Origin of the sequence: Methanobrevibacter sp. (genome assembly GCF_045611865.1) — an archaeon.
Lineage (GTDB): Archaea > Methanobacteriota > Methanobacteria > Methanobacteriales > Methanobacteriaceae > Methanocatella.
The window spans coordinates 23280-36922 of the sequence record NZ_JAZKXX010000025.1 but is presented as its reverse complement, the minus strand read 5'-3'; the positions used below and the strand labels follow the sequence as shown (position 1 = coordinate 36922).

Here is a 13643-nt window from a genome sequence, read left to right as displayed (position 1 = left end):
GGTTCTGGTTTTGCTATCGTTAACGTTAATGTTAATGTTATTATAATCAATAGCTACTTTTTAGTTTCAATATTCTGAAGTGTTTTTTACATTAACATCCGTCATTGTTAATGTTAGTTTTATTTCAACTCTTGCATATATATCGTAGTGTAAAAGAAAACAAAATCCGAATATGGAATTGTTAATGTTAATGTCGATTCTGGTTCTGGTTTGGCTATCGTTAACGTTAATGTTAATGTCAGTAAATCAAAAGTAATTTTCTTGTTTTAATTATCTGAAAAGGGGTTTAACATTAACGGCAGGCATTGTTAATGTTGGTTTGGTTTCAACCCTTGCATATATATCGCAGTGCAAGGGAAAACAAAATCCGAATATGGAATCGTTAATGTTAATGTTAATATTACTTTTTTTATTACATATTTTATATAAATCAAATAATAAAAATTAAATCATGACATTGCAGAAAAAATTACAAATCAATATTGTCATGAGTAATTACACGCAAAGGAGCAGTAGCTATTCATCCAACTATGATTATATCTTCTTGGATAATTTGGCTAACAGTTCTTTCTCCAATTATTTCAGAAGTGATTTGAAAAATCTAAAGATCAAAACCTCAAACAATAATGAATGTAATGTTTTATACATTCCAGCTTATGGATCTCAAGGTGCAGCTATCCTGGTTAGAGTTCCTGTTGGTATAATCTCACAAACTACAAAGCTATTGTTGGATGTTTATGATACTGGAACAACCTTCAGCAGCACTTTATCAACAGGTGGCGAGGTGTTAATGTTTGATGCAAACTCTGATACATACTCAAACTTTTTCATGAATTACTCAGGTTTATCATCAAATAATGATTCAACAGATGGAGGTCATTTCCTTAGAGCTAGATTTGTTCCCAACATTGACGGAACCTCTCCAACAACATTAATTTCAACATTTGCTTCTGGAGCTAGTTTAGGCAATGGTCGTGTTACTATTGCAAGATTTAAAAGAATTGGTGGTTGTGTTGATATTAATGATAATGCAACATATCATGGTTCAACTATTGGAAGTTACATGATGCAGCTTGATGGAAGTCTCACAACTTATGGTGAGGACATAAAATCTACATCCTTCATTTGGGCCGGAACTGATAAGGACTATCTAATGTTTAACGGAGCCGAAACTGTAGTAATGGCCAGTTCTTTTGATGCATATTCTTCAGGAAGTGATGGGGAGGGAAATTATAAACAATACCATATGCATGGCCGTGTAGGAACTGGAACATCCAATACTTCAGATTATCTTGAAGGATTTCAAAGAAACAATCCGACTAAAATATATCAAAATAATTATGCTGAAGTTGAGATTGCTCCTTCCTGGTTTGCAACTACTGATTTTGAAGATTACAACTATGTTGATTTAAAATGGTTACTTGTATTTCCATCTCCATTATTTGCAGCTAATGGAATTCCGCAGGTAACAGTAACAAATAGAACTAGAACAGGAATTAGATTATATAAAGGAAGTCATGAATATACTAAGGCCTATAGAGGCAGTACGTTAATGTGGAATGCTAATGATGATGACATGGACGATACTGGCCTTCATATACCAGATAAAATAATTAACAAGAATTGGGATTGGGTGTTTTAAATGATAATTGATTATGATAATTCGGCAACTGTTGGACATGGCCGTGGATATCCAACAGGATTAAGCCATGAAGAAAAGATGGATGTTATTGCATGCCTGCTTGATGAGGGCGAAAGAACATACGTTAATGATGAACATACGGCTTGGATTTGCGCTAATCAATGTGCAGTAGGTGATATGGTAACTTTAGATGAATCCTCAACTATGGAACATACAATAGTTAGAAAAGCTAAAGCGGGTGAATTGGCCTTTGGTTATCTTTTAGGTAAAGTTCAGGTCAAGACTTCAGGATTAACATTAGTTACTGTGGCCGTGCTTGGTGATGTTTACAGACTAAAACTTAAACGGCCAGTGCCTAAAGAAATCTTGCCGAACACTAGAATCTACATTGACAATGACGGTGAGTGCAATCCGGTCAAAGGACACGACTTAAGACTATTATCAATCGTTAATCTAACGGAAAACCAACATACTGATTATATCAGAGTTTATCGTCAGATGTCTGAGGTGGAAATGTATCCTGAATCTCAGAACTGTATTGATCTTGGTGACTGCTCATTCGAACAGGATCCAATTACTCATGTTGTTAATATGATCGTACCTAATGAATCCAATATTATGGCGCAAGCTAATTATGTTAAAGATAATGAGGGTGTTACTTATTGTGAACTTCCAGATGTAGCTATTGTTAATGATGTGCGCTTTGTTTGGGAAGATAATAAATTATACATGGAATGGGAAGGTTGTGATGATGGTCAAAATGTATACTTTATATAAACAAAATAATAAAATATATAATAAAACATATAATATTACAGCGAGGTATTAACATGACTATAAGGAAACTTGTCGGAACTTTAGAAAATAAAGGCCCATACATAGACCAATCAACAGGCCATTGGTTTTACTGGAACGGCACTAAATACGTTGATAGTGGCTATCCTTATGCAATTAAACCCGTTATCGAATTCAAAATCGAAGATGGAATATTATATTATTCAATAACTTGGGAGGCACAATGAAATACATAAAATACTTTGAAACAACTGAAGAATACGAGTCCTGGATGAGAATAGAAGAAAACGCTGAAGAAGTTTATCAATCTGAAGAAAAGATATGCGTTGACGGAATAATAATCAGTCATACCTACAAAGATTTCGAAGATGCAATAACTATAGGTGATAATGAATGATTTACGAATGGATAGAAGCAAACAGGAAAGACATTGACATATTAACATCATTTTTAGTCACTGTTATCCCAATTGTCATGTTATATTCAGAAAGCTTAGGTATTAGCGAAAATACCATTCCTTATTGCATATTAATGGTAGTGTTAGGCGTAGCTAGTCATTATGCAAGTAGGATAAGAGGTGAGGGCGATGTTGAAGACGCTAAACAAAAAGCTAAAACAGTATTGGGATATCCTAAAGAAAAATAGGATACTTTGGAGGATATTGTTATCATGAACAAATTAAAGAATAAGATACTCCTTTGCAATTTCACCAAAACAATCTCCAGTGCCGTTTTAACTGCAATAGCTATCAACATCATCATGACCAATGCAACAAAATACGCTTTAATCGAAGGACTATTACCATTAACAACAGCTATCGTTATTGTTGCATTAATCGACTTATATGAATATAGATGCGAAAAAGAAGACAAGATTAACTTGGATGAACTTGAAGATAGAATAGAAAAGTTGGAGGGTAATGTAGATGGAAAAAGGTAAAATCTTAATTGCCGTTCCCACCTTTGAGAATATTAAACCAGAATGCTTTAAAAGCATATTCGGATTAAGAAATCCTAAAAATTATAACCTTTACTTTGATTATGTGAGGGGTTATGACTGTGCACGTGCAAGAAATGAAATAGCAAAACTAGCTATCAAACATAACTTCGATTATGTGTTAATGATAGACTCAGACGTTAGTGTTCCAAAAGATACAGTAAACAAGCTATTGGAATGCGAATCAGAAATTGCTTTAGGCTGGTACTATAAGAAAAGAACAAAAACAGACCAGACTATCATCTTTGATTTTGGAAAAGATTACACAGACAAAAACATGATTTATGGAGAAACATTATGGCAGCGTAATGATCCATTTGAAATTAAAGGTGGAGGACTCGGAATCAGTCTCGTTAATGTTAATGTCTTTAAAAAAATGCCATACCCTTATTTTAAGTACATCATTTACGATAATGACACAGTACTATCTGAAGACTTGTATTTCTGCACAGAAGCTAGAAAATACGGAATAAATATCAAATGCAATCCAAACGTAAAAGGCAACCACATATATGAAGTGTTAATGTAAAAAGAGGGATGTTAATGACAGACCAAATCGTTTTATTAGAAGGAAGAAAAGAAGTAACTACATTTTTACTCGATGATGGAGATATAACTTCAGAAAAAGTAATTACCGCAAAAGGCCAGGATACAGGCTATGAGTACACATCCAAACTTTATCCTGAAGATACAGTTACAATTTCAGCCAAATCAGAAATCGGAAAAGAAATGGTTAAAAAATACACAGGCAGTAACGACGAAACACCAATCGGAATAATCGTTAATGACCCAGTAGTAATGGATAACGGTAGAAGAAAAGCTAGTGTGTTAGTGTTAGGCCAACTATACAGACTCAAACTAGCTAGTGGAGTTACTGATATTGTACCGGCAGATAAAATCAAATTAAGTGAAGATGGAGCTATTAAAGATTCTTCAGGTGAATTTTTAGCCTTACATCCAGTAACAGATTCAGATGAATATCATTATGTTAACTGTTTTAAATTAGCTGGCGCAGGCGGTTCCGGAACAGGTGAGAAAGGTGACACTGGAGACACAGGACCTGCAGGACCTAAAGGGGATACAGGCGATACCGGTCCAAAAGGTGATACCGGAGATGATGGAGAAAGCATAAGTGTTTATAAAGATTCTGCACATGGGGAAATAACATTTAATGGACTAAGCTCAAGTGCCACAATTTATTTTGATGAAATAAGGGGACCTAAAGGAGACACAGGTCAAAAAGGAGATACTGGAGATACCGGTGCAACTGGTGATACCGGACCTAAGGGAGATACTGGCTCTAAAGGTGATACTGGAGATACCGGTGCAACTGGTGATACTGGGCCAGTTAATCTTGCAGGTTCACTAGATACAACAGATACTACCAATGCTATTAAAAATGCACCAGTAGCTACAGCTATTCAAGATCTTCAAACAAGTATTGGAACAATAACATCCACACAACAAAGCAATCTTAATCTATTAGGGAGCTAATTAATATGAGTTTCACGCCACCAGACCTTTCACAAGTTTTAACCAATGAACAGCTAATGAATACAAGATTAACAACATTAAGGACTAATCTGAGAACAGGATTAACAAATGCAGGCATTAGCTATAGTCAGTCTGATACCATCAATCAATTAATTGATAGATATGAAATACTTCCAATATTCAAAACAGAAGATACTGAGAATCCTTTAACTGCAGGGAAATTAGGAACAATTTACCAATTAGCTAATGTAACAAGTGGAAATTGGAATGTTTCATCTGCAAGCAATAATGGGTATTTTGTAGGATATGAGAAAGATACATCCGCCCATGAGTTTGAAGAACAAGGAGATTATTATGCAGCAGTATTTGGAAAATTCAATACAACTCCAGGAACTTACTATTATGGTGACAATAACGGTTGGAAAATAGAATTCAACTTATTAGATGTTGGAACACAATATGGATGCAGTGGAATTGGATTTTTTGTTTCAAATGACCCCTTAACAAATAGGGATAGTAACGGTTATACTGGAGTATTCATTGGGTTATATGAGGGATATCCTGGAGTATGGAGATTAGATGACAGATGGGGATTATCTAATAGTTCAATGTATCTTGATGAGGTGGGTAGAAACTTTAACGGAACGGCAATATTGAAAAAAGCTGATGATTATGAATTATCATGGTCATTCAAAGATTCAAACGGTAATGTTATAGATTCTGGAACTTTTGATCCAGGAGATGTTTGGAACTCTGATATAATAACATTTGGCATGTATGCAAGTTATTCAATACAACAAAGTGGATACTGTACTGGAATGATAAACAGAACTACAATATACTATGAACCAGAATAACGGAGGTGTTAATGTGAGTATAGCTAGTAATGTTATTTTAGAAAACACAAGACTCGGAACTACCAGAACAAAAATTAGAAACAAATTAACTGAGTATGGTATATGGTGGGATAATTCATTAACAATATTTGAACTCGCAGAACGTTTAATGATGCTTTTTGGAGTGCCGATATTGAATATTGTAAAATCAAATCTCATTACTCCTGGAGGATTTGAATATAGTGTAACATTAGAAGACGCTGGAGTTCCTGTTGATTGGTGGATTGATGGAGTTCACAGTGTAGTTAAAACAAATAGTAATGGAATTTCAGCTGTTACTGTACCCTATGTTGAGGGCGGTAGCGGAACTGTTGTCTGTAAAGTTGGAAGAAAAGTAGCTATTGACATTAATTATACCTGCGCTCCATTTGAAAGCTTTGAAGACTACGCTTGGGACTATAATACTAGTGCTTATGATATTGTAAAATATCCTTCAGACATTTCCCATACATTTAACATGGCTGAAGTTGATTATTCAGAAGTATATAATCTAACCAAAGAAGTCATAGCAGCTTCAGTAGTAATGGCAATACCTAACGTATTTAATAACGGCATTGGCGGAACTAATGGAATTCACATTAGTGTGGGATTATATCAGAAAAAAGACAGCAATCAAGGCTGGGGAGATGCAATAGCTTTAGTCAATTCAAAATCATTAAGCAATTATAGAGATACAAAGATTTTAGAATTGGGCGCATATCCTGGTAAAAGAGGATTAAAATATTCCACATCCGATCATGTAATACAGGATGTTAATGTAACAACAGGACAGCTAACTTTAGACTCACAGATGTATTATTTTGATTTGTACTATGATAATGGATATGTTAAAGCAACAATAAGACATGGAAATACAACAGATTTCACACATGAAGCAGACATAAGCGATAAAATAACATTCGACACTTTCTATCCTGCAATAATGATTTATGATGCAGGAGGACACATCCAATTTGAAAGCATAAGCATTGAACCATGGACACAGGAGGAAGAAAACAATGGCGGATAAAGAATGGATATCCTTAGGAAGAGTAGTAGGGGACACTGGACCTAAAGGAGATACTGGCGTTGGAACAACAATAAAAGGAAGCTATGATTCATTAGCAGAATTAATAGCAGACCATCCAACCGGTAATATTGATGATGCATACTTAGTAAACGGTAATTTTTATTTCTGGAACGGTAACGAATGGGAAAATGCAGGAAGCTTAAAAGGTGAAACTGGAGATACTGGACCTGCAGGACCAAAAGGTGATACGGGTGATAAGGGCGATACTGGTGAGAAAGGTAATAAAGGAGACAAAGGTGAGACTGGAGCAACTGGAGAAAAAGGAGAACAAGGACTTAGGGGAGATACTGGAGACACAGGACCTGCTGGAGATACTGGACCGGCCGGGGCAACTGGCGACACTGGAGCTACTGGTACTGCTACTACTATTAAAGGTTCATATAATACTTACCAGGAACTAATAAACGCACATCCAACAGGCAATTCCGGAGATAGCTATCTAGTTGATGGCTCTCTTTATGTTTGGTTGAATAATGCCTGGGAAAACGTAGGAAACATCAAAGGAGAAAAAGGCGACACCGGAGCAACAGGAACAAAAGGCGATACTGGCACAAGCGGTGCTAAAGGAGATACCGGTGATACTGGACCTCAAGGTGTAAAAGGAGACACAGGAAATACAGGGCCTAAAGGTGACACTGGAGAGGGTAGTGATGAGGAAGCTGGATGGAAATTACCAGTAGATGAAATAAAAACTACAAATACATTACCAACAGGAGTTTCAAGAGGTTATCGTGTAGCTATTGTAACAAGCTCTGTCATGGCAATAAAAGAATACAATGGCACTTCATGGGATACCGAATCACTTGATCCATACAGTGTAATTCCATTAAAACATTCCGGAAGTATACAGATGTATTTGGCAAAATCAACAGGGCCGGTATATATGGGTGTTGAATATGGTGTATTTGGTAAATTCCGCTTCATGACACAAGCAGCATATGATGCGTTAAGCAGCTATGATAGCGATACTATTTATTTTGTAAGAAGTCAATAAGTAATAAACAAGTGATAACAATGGAACTATCAGATGAAATGTTAACAGAAATTAGTTATGTACAAATCTCATCCTATCGAAAAAAAGTAATGAAGTCTTTAGAGGGTGAGGTAAAAATTCCTTCAAAAATCGCAGAAGATTCAGAAATTAGGCAAAATCATATTTCAAAAGTTCTTGCTGAATTAAAAGCACATGAACTTGTTGAATGCATTAATCCTGAAGTTAGAAAAGGTAGATTGTACAGACTAACAGATAAAGGCGACGAGATAGTTAAGAATCTAGAATAAATAAAATTATTTAACTCCAAATCTTTTAATAAATTTAATCAACGTTTTTGGAGTTGCGTGTTGACCGTAATGACTATGATATTTTCCATGACACCATTTACATAATCTAATACCATTATTAGGGTCAACTCTATACTTAGGATAATATTCATAACCAAAGATATGGTGAGCTACAGCATGTTTCTCAGAACCACAACATTGACAAACTTTATCTCTGTGTATCACTTCAGACCTCCAAGCATTATATTCTGGACTGTCTCTATCACCGTATTCTTTTGTTATTTCTTCAACATCATCAATATACTCTTCTTCATTTAATCTTTCAACATGATTACAATATACGTAAAAGTTAAATTTTCCTTTTTTTCTATAATAAGTTTTTAAAGTTCCTGTGAATCTAATAAACTGGCCAATATTATAATCATCCCATGAAGTTAAATCATCTTCCAGTATAACTTCTATTTTACGAGAAGTATTATGATTTCCTGCAATCAGTCTTTGATTATTAACATATGTGCAAGTCTCTTTAAATAATCTAAAAGATCTTCCACCACATTCACCACATAATGTTGGTTCCGTAATTTCAGCTCTTTCATCTTGTTCTATTTCATGTAATCTCATACATCCTCTACATTCAAAAACGGCAGTTTTTAATCTGGCTGAAGGTTCATTAACGTCTTCAATTATTCCTTCAAATGAAACGAAAGAACCTACATATTTGCTATGGAGATTTTGTAAAGGGATTATATTTGTCAAATTTTTAAAACGAATATTAATGTCAGCATCTTTAACAAGAGGGTCAATATTTTTAATAGCTATTTGTGCAGCTTCAATAACTTCCTCAGGTTTATCGATTAATAAATCAGCCAAGTCTGGGTCAAACATTTCTAATGCTAAATAATCTACAACCAGTGATCTTTCATCAGGATATTGTTCCAATATTTTAAAAACATCATCTTTGTAGGATGTTGCAAAGAATTCTTCAAATATGCTAATACTAGTTCTATTATAATTCATAATTAGAATTTGATTGTCTTGTATTATAATAATTCATTTATATAAAAAATTATAGACATTAATATAGTTTTATAATTTGTTAACATGTTATGAAAAATTAAATTTATTCAATAATCATTAATCAAATAAAATGGGAGTATAGTATGACAAATCTAACTAAATTAAGACGAGACGAAATGATTAACTTTTTAGAACATTTAAAACAAACTCATACCGATGATGAGTCTATACGAGCGTTTAATGAGATTGAAAATGCTTTAACTGAGAAAAAATTTGGTTTAGTATTTGAACAACATGCTGAGGAAGTTGATGAAAGATTATTAAAGGAAATACCTATTTTTTGTGCTGATGAAACCAAAATAATCTGCAAAGATAAAGACTTACCTTATAACTTTATCATCGAAGGAGACAATCTCCAGGCATTATACTTGTTAGAGAAAACACATAGGGGTAAAGTTGATTGTATCTATATTGATCCACCATATAATACTGGCGCTAGAGATTGGAAATACAATAACGATTATGCTGATAAAAATGATAGCTTTAGACACAGCAAATGGTTATCCATGATGCATAATAGATTAATCATTGCTAAAAATCTTTTAACAGATGATGGTGTTTTAATTTGTGCTATTGATGAAAATGAACAAGCAAATTTACGATTATTAATAGAAGATATTTTTGGTATTTCTTATTCTATTGATTGTATAACAGTTGAACATAATCCAAGAGGCGTCCAAGGAAAAAATTTCTCATATACACATGAATATGCTTTATTTGTTTATAAAAAAGGCGAAAAAGTCATCTTAGATAGAAAATTGAATGAAGATGAAATTAAACCATCACAATTTAGAAATTGGGGGGCTGAATCACTACGTACAGATGCTAAAAATTGTTTTTATCCGGTATATGTAAAAGATGATGAAATTATTGGATTTGGAGATGTAATTACTGATGAAAATATTCATCCGGAAAAAAATGAAATTCAAGACGATGGGATTATTGCTGTCTACCCAATAGATAATGGTGGAGTTGAACGTAAATGGAGATATGCTAGACAAACTGTTGATGAAATTAAAGATTTACTATTAGTTAAAAAGAATAGACAAGGAGTTTGTGAGATAAATATTGCTAAAAAATTTGGTAAATACAAAACTGTGTGGTCTCACAAAAAATACGATGCTAATAAGTGGGGAACTCAACTTATTAATAGTATTGTTCCACATAATGATTTTAACTTCCCTAAATCTATTTATAATGTATATGATTGTATATCAGCTATTGTTCGTGATAAACCTGATGCTACTATTGTGGATTTCTTTGCAGGTTCTGGGACAACAATGCATGCTATGCATTTATTAAATAAAGAAGATAATGGTAATAGAAAATGTATTTTAGTAACAAATAATGCATTATCAGAAAAACAAGAAAAAGCATTAACAAAGAAAGGTTTTAAACCAGGTGATGAGGAATGGGAAAAATTAGGAATTGCTAGATACATCACATGGCCAAGAACTTATGGGTCTATTAATGGGGTTAACACATTAGGAGAAGAATTAACAGGATCATACTTAAATTCTGAACCTATGAGTGAAGGTTTCACTGCCAATGTTAAGTACTTCAAATGTGAATGGACTCCAAGAAAACCAGAAGATTACTTGTTAAGTAATGTTTTACTATTACATATTAAAGAAATGATTGAATTAGAACATCATATTGAAATAGATAATGAAAAATATGTTGTTATCTTGAATAAAGAAGATTATAATAACTATATTTTAAATGATGAAATTTATCCAAATATAGAACAATTATGGGTCAATCAAAATATCATTTTCACAGCTGACGAATTGAAATTATTGAAGAATAAAGATTTTAAATACATTCCTAGAGAATACTTCGGACAAGAATTAAAGGAGGCTGCAGAATAATGTTTAAAGCAAAATTATTTGATTTTCAAGAAAAACATGAAGATGCATTGCTTAGAAAATGCATGGATAATAAAGAGATAGTATTAAATGCACCTACTGGCTCTGGAAAGACTGTTTTAGCATGTAAATTTATTGATGATTATTTAGATGAAAATCCCAATACTGTATTTTTATGGTTATGTCCTGGAGCAGGAGGTTTGCAAAAACAATCAGAAGAAACTTTTAGTGAAGTTATTGCAGGTATCCGATATGGTGATGTTTATAGTTTTATTAATGAAACAAATCCTAATGGTTGTGTTTATTTTATTAATTGGGATAAAATTAATAGATCATCAAATATTGTATTACAAGAAGGGGAATATAAAGATTTAATGTCACAAGTTAGATTTTGTCATAATAGTGATATTGATATTTTCATGATAATTGATGAAGAACATAAATACAGAGAAACTGCTGCAGAATATGTTAGTAATATTGATCCAGTACATGTTTTAAGAATTTCTGCAACTACTAGGAGTGAAGGTGACGAACGGGAAGAAATTGATGATGATGAAGTTATTGCAGAAGGTTTAATTGCATCTGGAATATCAATTAATAAAGATCTCCCAAAAGCAATTGAAGAACATGATAATATGGATGATGATTTAATATTATTAGAATTAGCTAATAAAAAAAGACAAGAAATACAAGCAGAATATGATAAGTTGGGATTAAATATTCGGCCGTTAGTATTAATTCAATTCCCTACATGTTCGGAAGAGTGGATAGAAAGAATTGAAAATAAACTTGAAGACATGGGATATGGTCCAAACTCCGGTCTTGTTACTTCTTGGTTTAGTGGAAAACATCCAGATAATCCTGAAGAAATACAAAAATTAGATGGACAATATTCTTTTTTATTATTTAAACAAGCAATAGCTACTGGGTGGGATTGCCCTAGAGCAAAGATTCTTGTTAAACTCCGTGAAGGCGGAACTCATGCATTTAATATTCAAACTATTGGAAGAATAAGACGAATGCCTGAAAGAAAACATTATAATAATGATTTACTTGATAATTGCTATTTATATACATTAGATGAGAAATTTAAAGAAGGTTTAGCATCAAAACCATTAGATTCATTTTATACATATCAATATGAATTTAAATCTGAAGCTCCATCATTTAATTTAATTAAGGAGTGTCTTGATGGAAATGATAGATATGCAGTAAATCCAAAAGCTGTTGTTGAAGTAGTTAGAAATTCTATGTTAGAAGAATGTGATTTAGATGAAAACGGTATTCTAGACAAGCATGAATTATCAGTGACAAAAGGATTTGTATTTGATACAAAATTAAAAACTAGAGCTTTTGAAGGTACTGCCAGAACAACACGAGACATGAAAAAATTAAATACGATTTTTGCAGGAGAACATGAAATAAATAATCATGATGATGGATTTATTATACGTGATGCAAAAAGAAAAATTGCTAGTGCAATTGGTATCGATGAAAATATATCTAGTAATGCTTTAAAAGTATTATTTGGACCATATGATGGACAAATGTCACTTTTATCTCCTGAAGAAAAAAGATATGAAAAAGAAAATAAAATATTTGAAGGAATGACATTAAGAGAGTATAATGCATTTTTAGTAAATAATAGAGATTTATTATCAGAAATCTTTAGCACTATCAGTAAAGATGAAATTGGAGACATTGAAGAAACAGAAATTAAAACTATGGAATGGAGTACTCCTAAACAGCAATATTATAAACAACACAAGAAAATAGAAAGTACTAAAATCCTAGAAAAGAATGTTTTTGACAAATATGGAGATAATATTTTACTTCCACCAAATAGAACATTAACAGAAAGAGTATTTGAAGATTGGTGTGAAAGATATGATCCTGTTAAATGGGTTTATAAAAATGGAGACAAAGGTGATGAATTCTTTAGTTTAGTTTACCGAGTTGCATTTAGAAGATATAATTTTTACCCAGATTATATTATTCAACTTCAAAATGATGACATATGGGTTATTGAAGCTAAAGGCGGTATGACTGCAGACGGTCAATCAAACAACATAGATAAATATGCAAGAAATAAATTTGATGCATTAAAAATTTATGGTGAAAAATATCCTGAAATCAAATGGGGATTTGTTAGGGCTGTTGGAAATCAATTATATCTCTCAAATAGCGAATGGAAAGAAGATGTTACAGATATAAATTATTGGAAACCTATTGAAGTCTTTATAAGTTAAACTAAGGTTGTAAATTTTTACAATTTTATTTTTTAATATTGTTCCATATAATACGAACTAATTAATAGTCTGTATTAATGATGAAAATAATTTATATCTTAAAAATAAATAGATAATTAGAAAACAGTATTGACTCCATATGTTGTTTTCCATTAGAAATAAGTCACCTTGAATTTCACATTTATCCTTAACAATATTGCTTATTCTTGACTTATTTCTATTCTATCCTTTATTTTACATTATCAAAACAATATTAATCCCCAATCACTATTTTAA

General features: G+C 32.7%; 15 protein-coding genes. 14 read left to right on the top strand and 1 reads right to left on the bottom strand.

The window, feature by feature from the left end; all coding sequences use genetic code 11:
- Window positions 1–451: 451 nt before the first annotated feature.
- The 12 genes from ACKI32_RS02725 to ACKI32_RS02670 are packed head-to-tail and all read left to right on the top strand — an operon-like array spanning window position 452 to window position 8173.
- A complete protein-coding gene (locus ACKI32_RS02725) occupies window positions 452–1642 on the top strand; it encodes a hypothetical protein (RefSeq protein WP_407413240.1) in 1191 nt (396 codons plus the stop codon).
- Window positions 1643–2419 (top strand): hypothetical protein, encoded by a 777-nt coding sequence (locus tag ACKI32_RS02720; RefSeq protein ID WP_407413238.1) that lies wholly within the window; start codon window positions 1643–1645, stop codon window positions 2417–2419.
- A gap of 53 nt (window positions 2420–2472) precedes the next feature.
- Window positions 2473–2664, top strand: coding sequence for a hypothetical protein (locus tag ACKI32_RS02715; protein WP_407413236.1), 192 nt, complete (start codon window positions 2473–2475; stop codon window positions 2662–2664).
- A complete protein-coding gene (locus tag ACKI32_RS02710; RefSeq protein WP_407413234.1) occupies window positions 2661–2834 on the top strand; it encodes a hypothetical protein in 174 nt (57 codons plus the stop codon). Before ACKI32_RS02715 ends, ACKI32_RS02710 begins: the two co-directional genes overlap by 4 nt.
- The gene (locus tag ACKI32_RS02705) at window positions 2831–3082 is read left to right on the top strand and encodes a hypothetical protein (RefSeq protein WP_407413232.1); all 252 of its coding nucleotides are present in this window, start codon (window positions 2831–2833) and stop codon (window positions 3080–3082) included. Before ACKI32_RS02710 ends, ACKI32_RS02705 begins: the two co-directional genes overlap by 4 nt.
- Before the next feature lie 24 nt (window positions 3083–3106).
- Window positions 3107–3376: a hypothetical protein gene (locus ACKI32_RS02700; RefSeq protein ID WP_407413230.1), complete on the top strand. Its 270-nt coding sequence runs from the start codon at window positions 3107–3109 to the stop codon at window positions 3374–3376.
- Window positions 3363–3962: a hypothetical protein gene (locus ACKI32_RS02695; RefSeq protein ID WP_407413228.1), complete on the top strand. Its 600-nt coding sequence runs from the start codon at window positions 3363–3365 to the stop codon at window positions 3960–3962. The genes ACKI32_RS02700 and ACKI32_RS02695 overlap by 14 nt, the downstream gene beginning before the upstream one ends.
- 14 nt (window positions 3963–3976) lie before the next feature.
- Window positions 3977–4927, top strand: coding sequence for a hypothetical protein (locus ACKI32_RS02690; protein ID WP_407413226.1), 951 nt, complete (start codon window positions 3977–3979; stop codon window positions 4925–4927).
- A gap of 5 nt (window positions 4928–4932) precedes the next feature.
- Complete coding sequence (locus ACKI32_RS02685; protein ID WP_407413224.1) at window positions 4933–5784, top strand: hypothetical protein; 852 nt, start codon at window positions 4933–4935, stop codon at window positions 5782–5784.
- 13 nt (window positions 5785–5797) lie between these two features.
- Complete coding sequence (locus tag ACKI32_RS02680) at window positions 5798–6832, top strand: hypothetical protein (RefSeq protein WP_407413222.1); 1035 nt, start codon at window positions 5798–5800, stop codon at window positions 6830–6832.
- Window positions 6822–7886, top strand: coding sequence for a hypothetical protein (locus tag ACKI32_RS02675; RefSeq protein ID WP_407413220.1), 1065 nt, complete (start codon window positions 6822–6824; stop codon window positions 7884–7886). Before ACKI32_RS02680 ends, ACKI32_RS02675 begins: the two co-directional genes overlap by 11 nt.
- 20 nt (window positions 7887–7906) lie before the next feature.
- A complete protein-coding gene (locus ACKI32_RS02670) occupies window positions 7907–8173 on the top strand; it encodes a transcriptional regulator (protein ID WP_407413218.1) in 267 nt (88 codons plus the stop codon).
- A 6-nt stretch (window positions 8174–8179) separates the two neighbouring features.
- On the opposite strand, the gene ACKI32_RS02665 is transcribed toward ACKI32_RS02670, so the two are convergent.
- Window positions 8180–9190 carry an HNH endonuclease gene (locus ACKI32_RS02665; RefSeq protein ID WP_407413216.1) on the bottom strand — a complete coding sequence of 337 codons (1011 nt, stop codon included), beginning with the start codon at window positions 9188–9190 and terminating at the stop codon, window positions 8180–8182.
- Between the two features lie 143 nt (window positions 9191–9333).
- Between ACKI32_RS02665 and ACKI32_RS02660 the strand changes: the two genes are divergently transcribed.
- On the top strand, window positions 9334–11121 hold the full coding sequence (locus ACKI32_RS02660) for a site-specific DNA-methyltransferase (RefSeq protein ID WP_407413214.1): 1788 nt from the start codon (window positions 9334–9336) through the stop codon (window positions 11119–11121).
- Window positions 11121–13367 carry a DEAD/DEAH box helicase gene (locus tag ACKI32_RS02655; protein ID WP_407413212.1) on the top strand — a complete coding sequence of 749 codons (2247 nt, stop codon included), beginning with the start codon at window positions 11121–11123 and terminating at the stop codon, window positions 13365–13367. The genes ACKI32_RS02660 and ACKI32_RS02655 overlap by 1 nt, the downstream gene beginning before the upstream one ends.
- The last annotated feature ends 276 nt before the right edge of the window (window positions 13368–13643 follow it).